General features: G+C 60.9%; 14 protein-coding genes. 2 read left to right on the forward strand and 12 right to left on the reverse strand.

Going from position 1 to position 16,757, the window contains the following annotated elements; translation table 11 throughout:
• Positions 1-9 precede the first annotated feature (9 nt).
• The 12 genes from pgaA to GIV35_RS11410 form a co-directional block, all read right to left on the reverse strand.
• Positions 10-2,490: a poly-beta-1,6 N-acetyl-D-glucosamine export porin PgaA gene (gene pgaA / locus GIV35_RS11355; protein ID WP_236264268.1), complete on the reverse strand. Its 2,481-nt coding sequence runs from the start codon at positions 2,488-2,490 to the stop codon at positions 10-12.
• A gap of 336 nt (positions 2,491-2,826) precedes the next feature.
• On the reverse strand, positions 2,827-4,323 hold the full coding sequence (locus GIV35_RS11360) for a YdgA family protein (RefSeq protein WP_236264270.1): 1,497 nt from the start codon (positions 4,321-4,323) through the stop codon (positions 2,827-2,829).
• A 146-nt stretch (positions 4,324-4,469) separates the two neighbouring features.
• Complete coding sequence (locus tag GIV35_RS11365) at positions 4,470-5,102, reverse strand: hypothetical protein (protein ID WP_019819550.1); 633 nt, start codon at positions 5,100-5,102, stop codon at positions 4,470-4,472.
• 81 nt (positions 5,103-5,183) lie between these two features.
• Complete coding sequence (locus GIV35_RS11370) at positions 5,184-6,626, reverse strand: efflux transporter outer membrane subunit (protein ID WP_105225342.1); 1,443 nt, start codon at positions 6,624-6,626, stop codon at positions 5,184-5,186.
• Positions 6,623-7,513, reverse strand: coding sequence for an efflux RND transporter periplasmic adaptor subunit (locus GIV35_RS11375; RefSeq protein WP_032878498.1), 891 nt, complete (start codon positions 7,511-7,513; stop codon positions 6,623-6,625). The genes GIV35_RS11370 and GIV35_RS11375 overlap by 4 nt, the downstream gene beginning before the upstream one ends.
• On the reverse strand, positions 7,510-7,719 hold the full coding sequence (locus GIV35_RS11380; RefSeq protein ID WP_003187469.1) for a DUF1656 domain-containing protein: 210 nt from the start codon (positions 7,717-7,719) through the stop codon (positions 7,510-7,512). Before GIV35_RS11380 ends, GIV35_RS11375 begins: the two co-directional genes overlap by 4 nt.
• Positions 7,716-9,794, reverse strand: a complete 2,079-nt coding sequence (locus tag GIV35_RS11385) for an FUSC family protein (RefSeq protein WP_105225340.1) — start codon at positions 9,792-9,794, stop codon at positions 7,716-7,718. The genes GIV35_RS11380 and GIV35_RS11385 overlap by 4 nt, the downstream gene beginning before the upstream one ends.
• Positions 9,791-10,210 carry a MarR family winged helix-turn-helix transcriptional regulator gene (locus GIV35_RS11390; protein ID WP_105225339.1) on the reverse strand — a complete coding sequence of 140 codons (420 nt, stop codon included), beginning with the start codon at positions 10,208-10,210 and terminating at the stop codon, positions 9,791-9,793. The genes GIV35_RS11385 and GIV35_RS11390 overlap by 4 nt, the downstream gene beginning before the upstream one ends.
• A gap of 295 nt (positions 10,211-10,505) precedes the next feature.
• Positions 10,506-10,922 carry a hypothetical protein gene (locus GIV35_RS11395; protein ID WP_236264272.1) on the reverse strand — a complete coding sequence of 139 codons (417 nt, stop codon included), beginning with the start codon at positions 10,920-10,922 and terminating at the stop codon, positions 10,506-10,508.
• Positions 10,919-11,593, reverse strand: coding sequence for a hypothetical protein (locus GIV35_RS11400; protein WP_105225337.1), 675 nt, complete (start codon positions 11,591-11,593; stop codon positions 10,919-10,921). Before GIV35_RS11400 ends, GIV35_RS11395 begins: the two co-directional genes overlap by 4 nt.
• 207 nt (positions 11,594-11,800) lie before the next feature.
• Positions 11,801-12,046 (reverse strand): DUF2789 domain-containing protein, encoded by a 246-nt coding sequence (locus GIV35_RS11405; protein WP_105225336.1) that lies wholly within the window; start codon positions 12,044-12,046, stop codon positions 11,801-11,803.
• Positions 12,047-12,078: 32 nt separating this feature from the next.
• Complete coding sequence (locus GIV35_RS11410; RefSeq protein WP_236264274.1) at positions 12,079-13,659, reverse strand: glycosyltransferase family 39 protein; 1,581 nt, start codon at positions 13,657-13,659, stop codon at positions 12,079-12,081.
• Positions 13,660-13,852: 193 nt separating this feature from the next.
• Here GIV35_RS11410 and GIV35_RS11415 point away from each other — a divergent pair, with 193 nt between their 5' ends.
• Both GIV35_RS11415 and GIV35_RS11420 read left to right on the forward strand, forming a co-directional pair.
• Complete coding sequence (locus tag GIV35_RS11415) at positions 13,853-16,015, forward strand: outer membrane assembly lipoprotein YfiO (protein ID WP_236264275.1); 2,163 nt, start codon at positions 13,853-13,855, stop codon at positions 16,013-16,015.
• The gene (locus GIV35_RS11420; protein ID WP_236304285.1) at positions 16,012-16,716 is read left to right on the forward strand and encodes a DUF3142 domain-containing protein; all 705 of its coding nucleotides are present in this window, start codon (positions 16,012-16,014) and stop codon (positions 16,714-16,716) included. The genes GIV35_RS11415 and GIV35_RS11420 overlap by 4 nt, the downstream gene beginning before the upstream one ends.
• Positions 16,717-16,757: the final 41 nt, after the last annotated feature.

The following is a 16,757-nucleotide window of genomic DNA, read 5'->3' on the forward strand; positions in this document are numbered from 1 at the left end:
CAGGCTCTTCTAGAAACGGTAAGTGAGGTCCAGGAGCAGGCGCAAATCGCGTTCGCGCTCGCCGTCGTAAGGTCGGCTGACCAGGCTCAGGTTGGCGCCGGCTTCCAGCACGTCGTTCCAGCGAAAGCGTTGGCCGTACCCGATCAAGCCGACACCACCGGTGGAATAGTCCTTTTGGCTATAGGTACCCGCACCAAGCTGGAACTGCTGACTCCACTGGGTTTCGTAGCGGTGATAAAGCACATGGTTGACGTTGACGGTAGGCAACACGCTGAAGTCGGACTTGGGGTTGAAGTAGATCGTGTCTTCCTTGCTGTTACGGCTGGCACCAACTTCCAGGCCCAGCTCGACTTGCACTTTGGGCGAGCTGTAGATGCCTTCGCGTCCCGTGAGCAAGGCTTCGACGCGATCGTTGCCATCGCTGAAATGGGACGGGCTGATGGCCAGTTTCCACTCGCGGCTTTCGTTGGCGCGCCAGCGGATAAAACCGCTGCCGCCGTTGGCCGTGACACCTTCATTCAACGCCCGCAACGGTGTGGTGTTGAGCAGGTAGCCAAGGCTGCCGCCGTACTGCCAGTGGTCGTTGATATCGCGGGCGATCGACACGCTCGCGCCTTGTTTGGCGCCATCGCCATAGGAGTGGTTGGACACTTCGGCTTCGATGGTCATGTCGCGGGTGCGCCGCTCCACGCCCACACGCTGCCAGCGGTGATGGCCAGTGCCTTCGGTGAAATCGGCAGTGCCGTAACCGACACCGGCAAACAGCCGCCAGTCTTCGTCGATGGGCGGGGTGTAGATCACGCTTTCTATGCCCCAGTCACGGCTACCCGACACCGCACCGGCCTCTTGGTTGTTGCCGCCACCGAAGCTTTTGCCGGTATAGGCTTCCACCCGCACTTCGGCCATGTCGTGCACATCACGCAAGCGTTTGAGGCGCTGTACCTGGCGGTTGTCCGGGGCGCGGGCAACGACGTCATCGGTGAGCAGGTCCAGTTGCCGCCATTCCTGCAGGTCCAGCGCGGTGAAGCCTTGGGACATTTCCACCCCGATGTCACGGGGGCTCTGGTTTTCGGTTTCCTTGAGCGAGTCTTCAGCGCGTCTCGGCCATTCACGGGCACGGTACATTTCTGCCTGTGCCAAACGTACACCGATGCTGCCGGGGGCCTTGCTCCCCAGGTTTTCCAGGGCTTGTTCGCTGGCATTCAGGTCCGCGCCATAGGTACCGGCCTGGGCCGCCAATTGTTGGGCGTCCATCCATTCGTCGTTAGGGTTGCCGATAGGCAAACCCTTGAGTTCAACCCGAGGTTTTTCGGTGCTGGCCAACTGCGTGGCGACCGTACGCGCCTCATCCACCTGGTCATTTTCCAACAAGGCGTAGAACAGGGCGGTGCTGTCTTTGACATGATCACCAACGTCGGCATCCGCCGCAGTCAGCGCCTGGCGATACAGGGGCGCGGCTTTTTCCGGCAGGCGCTGGTCGAGGTAGGAGGCGGCCACCCAACGCACGGCGTAGGTCGGCAACTGCACGCCTTGGGCGGTGAGCACTTCGTATTCGCGAATCACCTCAGCGGTCCGTGCACGGGCCTTGAGCGCGCCCAGGCGGTCGATGCGCCAACGCACGACGTCGTCGTGGGCCGTGGCGTCCGGGGCCCAGCGGCTGATCAGTTTGTCGTAGTCCTGCAGGGCACGATCGGCGATGACGTAGCGTTCTTTTTCGGTGCGCGTGGCGAACTCGGCCATGCGCACGCGCTCTGCGGCAAGGTCGCCTTCCAGGCGGCGCTGGGTGACCGCATCCACCAGCCCCGGGCGCTTGGCCGAGAGGCGCAGTGCCGGCTCCGGCAGCCGCGCCTTTTGCAGGGCAACGATGTATTCACGCGCCACTTCGGGTTTATCGCCCGCCCGGATAAAGGCTTGGTCGAATTCGAACAGCGCGTCGTAGTTCAGGCCGGCGCGTGTCAGCGCATACCCCAGGGCCATGCGGCGGTTCGGGTCATTGGGTTGCGCCGCCACCATCGTGCGCAAGCGTTGCACCGCTTCGTTGGCCTTGCCGCCATCGGCCTGGGTGAGGGCCTGGCCCAGTTGCAGGTCGACGTTATTGGGTTCACGCAGCAGCGCCTGGCGATAGACCGCTTCGGCCTGAGCCCACTGCTTTTGATTGCGATAAGTGCGCGCCACCGTGGCGAGTGCCTGGGTGGTGAGGTTGCGATGCTTGCCTTGCGCCTCGTAAACCTTGAGCACTTCAGCGTCTTGCCCGGCCCACCCGGCAATCACCAGGTGGTCACTGACCTGGCCTGGGGTTTGGCGTTCGGCAGACAGTTGGCGCAGTTGCGTCAACGCCGGCGTGAAGTGGCCGTTACGGGCCTGGATGATCAGGGCGTCGTAGGCTGGGTCGGCAAACGCAAGGCCTGGGATCAGCAATTGGCTGCACAGGGCGGCCCCGATAAGCAGACGCAACCGGCCTGAAGCACTGTAGGGGAGGTTTCGCAGCATATCGTGAGCTTCCTTACACACGGAAAGCCCTAACGATAGATGGTCCTGAGCAAAACGCATCAGGGTGTCGGCGTCTCGGGACCCGACCTAGCTTTCCTGTAGGAACTATCCCTTAGGGAAGTAGGGGGAAGCACAATTCAGAACAATTGTTCAGAATTGTACGATCGCGATTTTTTGCCCTCACACAAAACAAAAGTGGGAGCCGGGTTTGTGTGGGAGCCGGGCTTGCCCGCGATGCAGGCACCTCGGTCGTTCAGCCAGACCGGGACGATGCTATCGCAGGCAAGCCAGCTCCCACACAAGCCAGCTCCCACATTTTTTTACCGCATTTCAGGTTTATTGGGCGCCGCTGACCGCACCGGCTTTGGACATCACAAAGCTGAGGAACTGCTCAACGGTCATCTTCTGGCCGTTGAAGGTCACCTCGTTGTTGGCGTAGTGCAGCTTGGAAACCACGTCGGTGCCCACCAGGGTCGCCAGTTGAGTACCGACCGCCATGCTGCTGACCATCTCGGCCGCCATCTGCGATTGCTGTTCGATGGCTTTGGGGTCAGTCACGCCGCCCACCTGGGCTTGCAGGGCCGCCACGTCGCTGATCATCGGCTTGGACAGGGTCAGGTTGGCATCCAGCAGCGAGACCATTTGCTTGCCCAGTTCAACCGGCGGCAGCTCCATGGACGTTGGCTTGGTCAGGTCCACCACCAGGTTGAACTTGCTTTCGCCACGGGTGGTTTTGAGCGACAGGTTTTCCACGGCCAGTTGCGGCTTGGCGGCCAGCACCTGGTTGACGTTGGCTTCAGCCAGGGCTTGCTCGGCTTCGGTCATTTGCAGCTCCGGCACCGGTTGACCGGCAGCGGCGGCAGCTTGCACCGGTTGCATCTTGTCCTGGTAGAGCTTGGTCAGCACCAGCATCGCCGGAATGTCGACGTTCTTCATGCTCACGGCCATGGCGGCCGAACCGACCGCTTTGCCCTGGTAGCCGATCTCGTCGATCTTGTAGTCGACGCGGCCAGCCAGGTTGTTGCCCTTGGTTTCGCTGGAGTCTTTTTGCTCGAAACCCTTGAGGGTCAGCACGGCTTTCTGCGGGCCGAAGGTAACCTTGGTGTCGGTCAGCTCCACGGTGTTCTGGCCGGTGTAGAAACCGAAGGTGGTTTTTTCCAGGTTGCTGGCGACGGTCAGGCCGGCCAGTTCCGCTTCGAACGGTGCGCCTTCGGCGTCCACTGCGGCAACCTTGAGGCTGTTCATGAAGCCTTCGGCCTTGACCTTCTGGCCTTCGGCGCTGCTGTCAAAGTTGAGGTTGGCGCCGGAGAAGCTCACCGAGGAGGTGGCGTCCTTGAATTCCAGGGGCAGCAATTCGATGTTGCCGCTCACCGAACGGCTATAGCCGATATTCGCCACGCCTTTGAGCGGCGACACGTCTTTGCTGGCGGCGAACCATTTTTCGGTGGTGGGGTTCTTTTCCAGTTCGTAGTGACTGGTGGCCATGACCGGCAACCACTTGAGCGTCACCAGGCGCGAGAACGGCAGCGGGCCGTGTTCGATGTGGTCGACGAACAGCAATTCGGGGTTCGGGTTGTCTTCGCCGAACACGCTGCCTTGGCCTTTGAGGCGATAGTGCGCGGTGCTGCTGAACACGCCACGGTCCAGGGACACCAGCTCCAGGGTCACGCTGCCATCGACGCCGGCCATGGAGGTCTGCAGTTCTTTATTGGCGCTCTGGATAGCGGTTTGCAGGACCGGCTCCAGTTGTTTACCGGTGTACCAGGCACCGCCCGCACTGACGGCGCCGACGGCGACAACAAAACCCAAGAAAACAACGGCTGGCTTATTCATGAAGTGACCTGATCAAATCCTGTGAGAAGTGGGCTGTCTTCCTTGAACCCCCGAGGGGATTGGCTCAAGCCCGTCGAAACGGGGGAAGATTAGCACTGGCAGGCGTAAACGGCCCAGCCTTTCAGAGGGATCAGTTCAGCAGGAGTTCAGGAGTACTCCTGCTCGACTTCATCCAATTGGTGATCAAAACTCTTCAAGCGTGCGGTCCAGGTGTACACCAGCACCTCGAACTCGCGATGTATCACGGCATTGCCGGGGGTGTCGGCCTTGGGGTCGCAAAAGTCCAGCTGGTAGCGCTCCCGGGCCATTTGCGTGGCCACGTCGGACAATTCCCGCGCGTTATCCAGCCAATGCCTACCGTCAGCAACTTGCCGATCCAGCAGCACACATTGTTTTTTCAGGACTTCGAGGCTTTTTTCCAGCGGCGTGCCGGTGAGGTCGCCCATGACTTCCTGGAACGTGCGCCCCGGCTGCCAGTAACTGCCCCAGAAATAGCGATCGAACACGGTTTCGACACGGCGCAGGGCGACCTTGGTGTCCCAGATCGCCACGCGGGTCTTGCCCTGTTCGAGGAGTTTTTTCTTCACCCGCTGGTTTTGATACGACGCCCAGGCCACCACGCCGATGGACAAGGTGCCGATCACCAGGCAGGCGCTGTCGAGGAACACCATGGCCTTGTCGAGTTGATGGGCGAGCATGACGCCGTAAAAATACGCGGCCGATAACAAAACCAGTGCGAAGAGCACGCACCAGAAAGCGGGAGCATAAGGGTTTTTCATTCTTGGAATCCCCATGAGCAAACGCGAGCTTTGTCGGGTGAGGCGCCAGCGGGCCTCACCCAAGAAAGCATAGCAATCACCTCACGGTTTGCCGGGTTTTTCCCCTTGCGTTCGTCCGCTTTCCCAACCGCCGCCCAGGGCCAGGAACAGGTCGATCTGGCTCATGGCAACCTGGGTGTTGGCCGCCGCCAATTGCGCGCGCATATCGGTGTAGGTGCGCGTGGCTTGCAGGTCGGCCAGGAAGGATTCGCGGCCGGCCTGGAAGAAGCGATGGGTCTGGCCGGCGGCTTCTCGCGCCGACTGTTCGGCGTCGGCAAGGGCGTCGCGGCGTTGCAACACGGCGGTGTATTGGGCCAGGCCGGTCTGGGTTTCGCGGATGGCGTTGAGCACCACGCCGTCGAAGTGGGCCAGGGCGCCCTGGGTCGCAGCTTCAGCTTCATGCACGCGGGCACGAGCGCCGTTGGTCGGTACAGTCCAGCTGATCATCGGGCCAAAGCCCCAGCGGTTGGTGGCAGGCGTGCCGAGGTTTTCCAGCAAGCCGACGGTGCCGACCGTGGCGCCGATGCTGATATCCGGGTACAGCGCGCCGGTGGCTACGCCGATGCGTGCCGTGGCGGCAGCCAATTGGCGTTCGGCCTGGCGCACGTCCGGGCGGCGCTTGAGCAGCGTGGCGCCATCGCCTACCGGCAGCAGTTGAGCAATATGTGGCAGCTCGGCGCAGGTGCCCGTGCCGGCTGGCAGTTGGTCGACAGGTTTGGCCAGCAACATCGACAGCCGGAACAGCGCCGCCTGACGCGAAGCTTCATAGCGCGGTATGTCGGCGCGCAGGGATTTGTATTGGGTTTGCGAACGAGTCACCTGGGTCTCATCGCCACGCCCGGCATCTCGCAGGCGCTGGGTCAGTTTGGTGCTCTGGGCTTGCAGGTCGAGGGACTCGTTGGCAATCGCCAGTTCTTCGTTGGCCGCGCACACCTGGGTATAGGAGCGCACCACATCGGCCACCAGGGTGATGCGGGCGATATCCGCCGCGGCCTGGGTGGCATCGGCGCTGGCCTGGGCGCTTTCGATGCCGCGCTGCAAGGTGCCGAAGAGGTCGAATTGATAGGACGTGGTAATCCCGACGCTACCGATATTGCCTACCGGGACTTTGTCCGGCAGCAAGAAGGCCTCGCCAGATTCCTGTAAACGCTGGGCCTCGGCCTTGACGCCGGCACTCCAGCCGCCAGCGGATTCGGCCTGCTGCACCTGATAACGGGAGCGCTGCAGGTTGGCGGCGGCCACGCGCAGGTCGGTGTTGGAGGCCATGGCCTGGCGTACCAGTTCGTCCAGGCGCGGGTCTTTGTACAGCTTCCACCAATCCGCTGGCACCGGTGCCGACACCACGTTTTTGCCTTCACCCATGATCGGCCTTTGCAGGTCGCCACGGTTGACTGCGGCCTGTTCCGGCAGTTTGTAATCCGGGCCTACAACTTGGCAGGCCGACAGCAACAACCCCAGGGAAGCGGTTGCCAGAAGCCGCTTCATGGTTTGTCCCCGTCTTTAACTTTGTCGTCAATGATCGACACCGTCGCCGTGCGCCCGGCGATCATGCGAAAGTCCGCCGGCACGTCATCGAAGGCAATGCGCACGGGGATCCGCTGGGCCAGGCGCACCCAGCTGAACGCCGGGTTGACGTTGGGCAACAGGTTGGAGCCGCTGCTGCGGTCGCGGTCTTCGATACCGGCGACGATGCTCTGCACGTGGCCATGCAGGCGCGCGTTGTCGCCGATCACACGGATATCCACGCCCATGCCCACGTGGATGCCGTCGAGCTTGGTTTCTTCGAAGTAACCGTCGATGTGGAAGGAATTGCTGTCCACCACTGACAGCACCGGGCGCCCGGCGGTGACGAACTCCTGGGTACGCGGTGCGCGGTCGTTGACGTAGCCGTCCACAGGGCTGCGGATCACCGAGCGGTCGAGGTTGAGTTGGGCGGAGTCCACCGTCACTTGCGCTTCGGCCAGTGCCGATTGGGCGCGGGCGACGCGGGACTGGCTCTCTTCCAGTTGCTCGCTGGGCACCAGGTTGCCCAGGCCACGGTTACGCTTGTACTCGCGCTGGGCCTGGGCCAGGGTTTCCTGGCGGTCGGCCACGGCGGCCTGGGCTTGGCGCAGGGCCAGCTTGAAGCGGTCCTGGTCGACGGCGAAGAGCACCTGGCCCTTGGTCACCAACTGGTTGTCGCGCACGTCCACGCGCTGGATCAGCCCGGACACGTCCGGGGCGATCTGCACGATGTCGGCACGGATGTGGCCATCACGGGTCCAGGGCGCAAACATGTAGTACATGACCATGCGCCACACAACGACGACCGCGAAACTCACGATCAACAACGTCAGGACGACACGGCCGATAGTCAAAAAAGGTTTTTTCATGTCATCAAATATCGACTGAGTGAGTCCACCGCGCCCAGCAACAGCGCGTAGAGCCCCACATTGAACAATGCCCGGTGCCAGACCAGGCGATAGAAGTGCATGCGCGTCAACAGCCCGTGCACCACCAGAAACAACACATAAGTAATGCCCATCAGCACCAGCAGCGTGGGCAGGAACACCCCGCTGATATCCAGGTCACCGATCATAAAGGCGCTCCATCAGGTAACGGCGCTTCCATCTCTGTACCGCCAATGAACTCCACACCGGGCAACAGCGCCAGGCGCAGGCCGGCCAAGGCGTGCAGCAGATGCAGGCGGGTGTCGTCTTCGTCTTGCAGGCCCTGACCGTTGAGGGCGCGGCGCGTGCGGTCCAGGGTCATCAGCAGACCGCTAGGCGCGGGCAAGCGTTCACCCGCCTTGAGGCAGGCCTTGAAGTAACCGCCCACGCCTTCCACCACTTGGTTGAGCAACACCCGTGGCACACCGAGGATGCGTGGCGAGTAGGCAAGCAGGTCGAGCAGGTTCAGCGCCACGCGCAGGTCGCGCAGGGCGATGCCGGTGTCCTGGCCGGTGAGGGCCAGACGCGGCAGGTGTTGCATCAGGCGGTCGAGCATTTGTACGGCCATGTGCCGGTGCTCGGCCAGGGTGGCGGGCTCGGTGAGGCTGACGATGTCGCGCCAGCTGAAACGGGTGAGGCGCTTGGCCGCCAATTCAGCGCCGAAGGGTCGCGCGATCAAGGTCCACACGAACGCGAACAGCAGGCCAACGGGCCCGGCCAGGTTGACGTTGGCGAAGTTGAGAAAGTCCGCGTCATAGGCGCCCTGGATGCTGATGAACGACGAGGTGTTCACCAGCGTCAGCAACATGCCCAGGTAGAAGCGTGGCTGTACCGTGAGAGTGCCGACGCAGATAAACGGCACGGCGAAGGCCAGCACCAGCATGGGGAAGTCATGCAGGTTGGGCAGCACCAGAAACAGATACAGGCTGGCGAACAGTACCGACATGGCGGTCCAGAAAAAGAACCGGTAGATCTGCGGCGCCGGATCGTCCATCGAGGCGAAGAAGCTGCAGGCGACGGCGGCAAGGATCACGGCGCTGCCGCCATCGGTCCAGCCCAGCAGAATCCACAGCACCGAGGCGACAATGATTGCGGTGACGGTGGAGAACGCTGAGTAGAGCATCAGCCCACGGTCGAGGAACGGCGTGAGCCGGCCCAGGCGCCAGTGCCGGTAAACAGCGCGCCAGGTGTCCTGGCTTTCGCATTGGATGGCGGCTTGCAGGCTGCGGCAGTCTTGCCACAGGTCGACCCATTCGCCCAGGCGGTACAGCGCGTTGGAGAACAGCAACGTATGACGGTCATCCAGCGCTTCGCCTTGGGGTTGCGCGGCGTCGATCTTGTCGCGCAGCAGGCGCCAGCTTTCCAGTGGCGCGGCTTCGGTGGTGCTTTGCAGCCAGGCGCTGGCTTCTTCCAGCAACGGCGTGAGCTGATCGAGAAACTCCGGCGCACGGTGCTCAATGGCGTACACCGCATCGTCCAAAGCGTCGATCACTGGCAGCAGGTGAATCATGCGCCCGCGCAGTTCCTTGGTGTTGCGCACCGTCTGCGGGCGCGCACCTTCGTGGGGCAACTGGCCGATCATCAACTCAAGGGTATTGAAGGTGGCGACCATGCCGCCGCGCAGGTTGCTGACTTCTTGCGGGTCGACCTTGCGGCTGAGAAAGCGCTGGCTATAGACCTGCGCGTCGCTGAACCACTTGGCCACCGAGCCATCGAACACCGGCATCAGCCGCCGAGGCCAGAACATCGCGCCCACCACCGCTGCGACTGCGATGCCGAGGAAGATTTCTTCGGTACGCGCCTCCGCCACATCCCAGACTGCCAGGGGGTTATCCACCACCGGCAAGGCAATCAACGGCAAGGTGTAGCCGGCCAGCATCAGGGCATAGTTATTCGCGGTGCGCAGGTGCATGGACAGAAACAGCAAGGTGCCGGTCCACAACGCAATCACCACCACCAGAATGTAGGGTGACTGCACGAACATCGGCACAAACAGCACCGCCGCCGCCGCGCCCATCAAGGTGCCGATGGCGCGGTACAGGGCTTTGGAACTGGTAGGGCCGACAAACGGGCTGGAGACGATATACACCGTGGCCATCGCCCAGTACGGACGCGGCATTTGCATGAGCATGGCGATATACAGCGCGATCATCGACGCGGCGAAGGTACGCACCCCGTAGAACCAGTCGCGGGCAGGCGGGAAGCCGGTAAAAAATCCGTTCAAGGCGATACAGCCTCGGCCGCTTCGAAGGCGCGCAATACACGCAGTGCCGCTTGCAGATCGTCGGGGGCGATATCGGCCAACACGTCCTTGCGCAGGCGCACCAGTTGCGCCTCCACCGCCTGCACCAGCTCACGGCCACGCTCGGTGAGGCTCAGGGCCTTGGCGCGGCGGTCGTGGATGTCTTCGGTGCGGCAGACGTAACCGTCACCGCACAGCCGGTCGAGCAGGCGCACCAGTGATGGGCTTTCCATACCGGAGGCCTGGGCGACCTTGACCTGGTGCACACCGTCGCCCAAGCGACCGATCATCAACAACGGCACGGCGCAGGCTTCGGAGATGCCATAGCCCACCAGCGTGGTCTGGCAGATTTTGCGCCAATTACGGGCGCCCACCACCATGCTGCTGCTGAGGCTCATCTGGAGTTGTTCGAGGGATTGAGGCACTGGATAGTTCGCATACAGTTAGTTTGCTAACTATCAATATGACGAAGGAAGAGTGTGCCGTCAAGTTTTGAAACAATTTCGCAGATGAGTGGTGGAATGTGGCTTGAGTAAAGCGGGTTTGAGGGTGGGCATCAGCAAATCGCGATATTCGCCATACGACAAACAAAATGTGGGAGCTGGCTTGCCTGCGAAAGCGGTGGTTCAGTTGAGTATTCAGTGACTGACACACCGCCTTCGCGGGCAAGCCCGCTCCCACATTAGGTCAGCGTCAGCATTTTTTGCTCCATCGCCACACGCTCCAGACTTTTAAAATCTCCGATGCACCGATCAATCCAGCCATTGCCAGTACGTTGTAATGCGGGAAAACTCGAGCGCCAATCAACAGGAGCGAAACGGAGGGGATAATGAGCACAAGACGTAAGGGGGTTTGGAAAAAGGCAAGCCACATGACTGATTTTTTCTGAAGAAAAAACATGGCACAGGATGCAAAAATTGAGGCCTGTAAAACCAACGCCCCCATAAACATGACAATTTGCACATCACTGTGCTCTCGCAAAACATCTGAGGCACTTATCACATCACTCAGATACGGAGTTCTATTGTTTAAGAAACTATTGGATGAATACCAAATGAGATAAATCGCATCCATCGCTCCCCAAAATAGCCAAATTCTGCGATGGCTCATTTTGCCCCCTCCTTTTTTTCATACGCCTCATCTGGCGTGACTGGCTGCCAGTGCCACGATTTCCCGCCAATCTGCCACTTGTCCTCGCCCTCCAGAAACCGTTGCGGAGTGTACCGAAGCTCACCATATCGACGTATGGCAGAGTCGGCGATGCGGTGCTCTTCGAAATCATTCAGTGGCACCCATTGCTGAATAAGTGTTCTGGCCGTGTTTGCTAAATCTTTGCCGTCAGAACCAAATACTCGACCTTGGTCACCCATAGATCCTAAGCGATTGGCGGCTATAATCGCGGTGTTCTTCACTCCGTCATAGTCAACGCTGAAAAAAGCCCATTTTCCCGGCCCTACCTCCTCCTCGCTAACAAACCGGCCAGAAGAGAACCCACTTGGAATACATCGCTGTGCATACAAGTCATTCAAAGCCCCCGTCCGTTCTGAAACAAGCAACCACTCTCCGCCATTAATCTTGTCAAGTATCGCTTTTCGGCCTTTCCAAGTTACACACGAGTTCAAACCTACATCACACTCTTTAATAAGCTCAGACAACCCAAGCAAACCAGAAGTAAATGGAAGATGAAATTCAACAATTGACGTCGCAGAAAAAGGGCTTATGAGTTCAATCGTCGAAGGGTCAAAACTCCGTAGTTTTCCGCGCGGAATCAGCTTTTGCATGTCGTACCCACTCATCAATAGGAGATATCCCTTTGATAAGAAAAATCGTCTGCGGCGGCTATAGTCCGTTTCCCCATGAAAAATAGGACGTTTCCCATATTTTTTCGTATCGGGGGCTTTTTCAGAAAAAAATAATTTGCGCGGTCAAAACCAAATTTTTTCAACCCTCACCAGATTTTTTCAAGTTACAGCGTGGCAGCTATTTTTTTACACCCCTCGTCCACCCCGCAAGATCAGATTCAACTCATCCACCACCACCGCCCAATCCGCATCGTCGAGAATCTCCTCACGCAAAAATGCCCTCTGGCTATCCGTCCAAAAAAACGCGTCCGCCAGTTTCAACTCCGGCTTGAGCGGCGAATGAGAGGCGACAAATTGCTCGATACTGACCGGGTCGTCCGGCAAGCCAAGCTGTTTGAACAAAGCAGGCAAGCTGTGCAGTGGCGATTCCATGGAGGGCTCCTCATAAGTAGGTTGAAGTGAGTCTAGCGGCAGCCTTCAGGTTGCGGCGCCGGTGCGTTGCATAGCACGAACAACCGCGCCCTGGCGCCACCGCCGTCCTGGCGACTGAGTTCGTGCCAACTGGTGGGCAGCGGCGCGAATTCATCCGGGGCTTCGTTGCTGCTGATCAACCATACCCGTCGCGTTTGAGCAGGCAGTGCTGACAGGCGGTCCAGATAGATGCGGCCACCGTCCTGGTCCACCAGCGTGCCGAAACCATAGGCGTTCGGTCGCGTCGAGGTACCGTCGGGTTTGGGCGGTGTGTAGAGCTGAAGTTGCGCGTCGGTCTGGTCGTAATACACGTAGCTGAGGTACCACATCATGTCGCTGAGGACGATGCGGTCGCCTTCCTGGTAGTTGCGATTGACGAACTCCACCGGCACGTTGAACTGGTCGTGTTCATCCACCTCGAAGTTGTTCTTTAACCCCAGCAGTTCTACGCCAACAAACAGCGCGAACAGTGCCACGCCCAGCCAGGACAAACGGGACGGCAAACGGTCGATGGCAAGCGCCAGGACTATCGGCAGGCCTAACGCATACACCGTGAGGTAGCGCTCGATAAACACGGGCGAGATAAAGGACACGCCATAGACCAGCAGCAGCGGTAGCAGGCAAAACAGTGCCGGCAAGCGCGCCGCGTTATTGCGCCAGGCCGTCGATACAACCACCACGGCCAGCAGCAGGGGTAACAGCCAGAACAGCGGCGGCCACAGGCCGAGACCGTCATCCTGCAGCAGGAACTGCCACACCATCGACGGTAGCGACAGCAGATTGACCGGCTCTTCCCAACCAATGTCGCCGCCGACTTTGAGCTGTTCGACGTGCTGCACCAAACCCAGCAGGTTGGGCAGCCAGGGTAGATACAGCAACACTATCGCCACGTTGGCGACCCACCACGCAGGTCGCGTGATCAGGCGTTGAGCTGGCGCCTGCAACCCCAGGTACGCCCAATGCACCAGCACGCACAGCGCAGTGAAGTAGTGGGTATAGAACCCGGCGCTCATCAGCAGCACATACACAGCCAAATAGCGCGCGCGTTCGGGCTGCCTCACCCAGTACACCAGTGCCAGCGTGGCGCCCAGCAGCCACACGCCGAGCAGCGAATACATACGCACTTCCTGGCTGTAGCGCACCGCAGTGGGCAGTAGAACCAGCAGGATCCCCGCCAGCACGGCTGCGCGTCGGGTGGACAGTTGCCGTGTCAGCCAGATGCCCAGGCCCACGACGGCCACGCCGGGGATCGCACTCAGGCTGCGAATTGAGCCGATGCTGTCGCCGAACACCTCGATCCAACCGCGCAGCAGCAAGAAGTACAGCGGCGGGTGCACATCATGGGCCGCGTGAAACCACAGGTCGGCCAGGGCGTATTCGCTGAGCAACAGGCTGGAGCCTTCGTCGCCCCAGATCGCCGCCGAGGTGAGGTGGTAAAACCGCAGGGCCATGGCCAGCGCCAGGATCGGCACCCACCACAGGCGGCTGAGCCAGCCGGCACCTTCCCAGCTCAAGCGATGAAAGGCAGGCAATGCCCCGACTTTTTCGTGTTGCTCTACCACAGACCGACGCATATCGACTCCGCTACTACTGCCCTCTTACAGGACAAACACTGCGCATGCGCAAACACCGCCACTCTAGGCCAAAAGCCCTGGCCTCGCCGCTGGAATCGGACAAATCCGCAATTTGTGTAGGCCTTCACCGAAGCACGCGTCGGATCAGGCTATTATTGCCCCTTCTCCAAGGACTCAGGATCAAGGAAACGTTATGCGCATCGGTTTGCTGTCACCTCTGGCCCTGGCCCTGCTGGCCGGGTTTTCCCTACCGGCCCAGGCCAGTTCTGACGACTCGTGCTACCCCGACTGGCGGGTGTCGCGTGACAGCTACGAGCCGTGCAGCAACCAGCCGTTTCTCAGCCCTGGCAACGACAGCCGGGTGAACCTGCGCCTGTTGCTGGCCGACAAAAAAGCCGCGCCCCTGGCCCCCAATGCCTTAGGCGAAGACGATTTGGCGCAAGGGTTTGGCCCGGTGCCGTTTCCGGTGTACCGCCTGGTGCCGGTTCCGGCCACGAATGAGGAGCCTGACAACAAAGCTGACGATTCACGCACAGCCGAACTCGACACGCTGCTCCAGCCCCTGGGCATCAAGCGCGAGGAGTACAAGACCGCAGGCCAGGCCTTCCTGAATGGCGAAGGCAGCCGTTGCCGCAGCAATGACGATGACAGCGCCGCGGCGTTTATCAGCCAGGTGATCAAAGCCCAGATGCCGCCCGCCGAGCGCGATGTGTTGGTAAAAGCACGCCTGCAGCTGCTGACCACCTGTGACTGGAGCCGCCAGGTGGTGGACGCGCATCTGACCCCCTCGGCCAACGCCCAGTTGTTTCGCACCTACTTGCAGGCCGCCGGCGATTTCTACAGCGGGCGCTTCGATTACGCCGAGCGCGGGTTCGCCGCCGCCGCCACCAGCGATGTGCCGTGGCTGAAGGAAACGGCGCTGTACATGACTGCGCGTACGTCGCTGAATCAGGCCCAGGCCGAAGCCTTCGACGAATACGGCATGCCGCAACGCGAGCATGTGGATAAGTCGGCCCTGAGCGATGCCGAGCAACGCTTTCTCGGTTACCTGAAAACTTACCCACAGGGCGATTACGTCGCCTCCGCCCGCGGGCTCTTGCGCCGTGTGCACTGGCTGGCGAACGACGACGCCAAGCTTGCCGAAGACTTCACCTGGCAATTCACCGAGGCCACCGACGCCCAGCGTAATGTCAGCGTCGATGAGTTGGTGGAAGAGGCCGACCTCAAGTTGCTGATGGTCGGCAACCAAGCGGCGAACAGCCCGATGCTGCAAGTGGTCAGCGACCTGATGGCGATGCGCGCCCACACCCCGCCGCTGTTGAGCCGCGAAGACCTGGATAAGCAAAAGAGCACCTTCGCCACTGAGCCGGCGCTGTTTGACTTCCTGCAAGCCAGCTATGCCCTGTACGTCGAGCACCAACCCGACACGGCCTTGAAGCACCTGCCTGCGGATGTACCATCGAGCCTGGATTACTTCGCCTTCAGCCAACAGACCCTGCGCGCCCTCGCCCTGGAGGCCAAGCAGGACTGGAAAGGCGCCGAAGCCCTGTGGCTGCAACTGCTGCCGCTGGCCAAGCAACCGCTGCAACGTGACCAGCTGGAGCTGGCATTGGCCATGAACTACGAGCGCAGCGGCCAACTGGCCAAGGTGTTCGCCGCCGACTCGCCGATCAGCGCCAAGCAAGTGCGCTACATCCTGCTGCGCAACGTCGCCGGCCCCGACCTACTGCGCCAGCAGATCGCCAACGCCAGCGACCCGATCGAGCGTCAGAGCGCGCAATTCGTGCTCCTCTACAAAGACCTGCTGCGCGGCCAGTACGCCACCTTCGCCGATGACCTCAAGCAGGCCTCGCTCTCTGACGGCAAACTCGGCACCAGCCTGGGCTACACCTATACCAGCGGCCAGACCTTGAAGCTGTTCCAATGGAACGGCGACAAGGCCGAATCTGGGTACGCGTGCCCAAGCATCGCGCAAACCGCGGCGACCTTGCAGAACGAGGCCAAAAACCCGCATGCGTTGAACTGCTTCGGGGAATTCATCCTGCGCAACGGCCTGGACGGCATGCCGTTGGAACAACCCCGCGCCGCCGGCAGCCTGGGCAGTACCGACTCGGACTTCAAGGGTGAAACCTTCTCGCGCCTGGACGGCTACAAACAAGTGATCGCCAACGCCAAGGCGCCGAAAACCGACAAGGCCTATGCGTTGTTCCGCGCCATCAACTGCTACGCGCCGGCCGGCTACAACAGCTGCGGCGGCGAAGACGTTGCGCCAGCGGTGCGCAAAGCTTGGTTCCGCCAACTCAAGAGCGGTTTTGCCGATACCCAATGGGGCAAATCGCTGCAGTACTACTGGTGAAGTCGCTGTGGCTAGGCTTGCTGTTGCTGGCAAGCCCGGCTTTTGGCGCCGTCGACGTCCGCGACTATGACGCCTTCTGGCTGTGGAGTGGCGTCGAGCCTCAGCCGGTGATCAAGCAGGCAAAAACCCTGTACATCCTGCAAGGCCAGATCAACGCCACCCGCCGTGCGCCCCAGCGCGGCGTACAACTGATCGCCCAGGGCATGAGCGTGCCGCGCCTTACCCAAGGCCACGTCTGGGTGGTGTACCGCGCCCACACCCTGCGCTGGCCGGAACGGGTCTACACCCAGGTGCTGGGCCAGGTGCAACGCTGGCGTGACGCGGGCAACCCGGTGATCGGTATCCAGATCGACTTCGATGCCCGCACCCAATACCTGCATGAATACGCCGACTTCCTGCGCGACCTGCGCCAACGCCTGCCCGCCGACCTGCGCCTGAGCATCACCGGCCTGATGGACTGGAGCAGCAACGCCGACCCGGCCGCCATCGCCCAGCTCAAAGGCGTGGTGGATGAAGTGGTGGTGCAGACCTATCAAGGGCGTCACAGCATCCCGGATTACGCGGCGTATTTGCCGCGGATGAATCGGCTGGGGGTGCCGTTCAAGATTGGCTTGATTCAGGGCGGGGAGTGGCAAGAGCCGGGGTATCTGCGGGGCAATGAGTGGTTTCGGGGGTATGTGGTGTTTTTGCAAAACCTTTGATCTTCCAACCCTGCAAAAAACCGGCCTCGAGCCGGTTTTTT

The organism is Pseudomonas sp. PA-1-6B (assembly GCF_021609545.1).
GTDB classification, from domain to species: domain Bacteria; phylum Pseudomonadota; class Gammaproteobacteria; order Pseudomonadales; family Pseudomonadaceae; genus Aquipseudomonas; species Aquipseudomonas fluorescens_BV.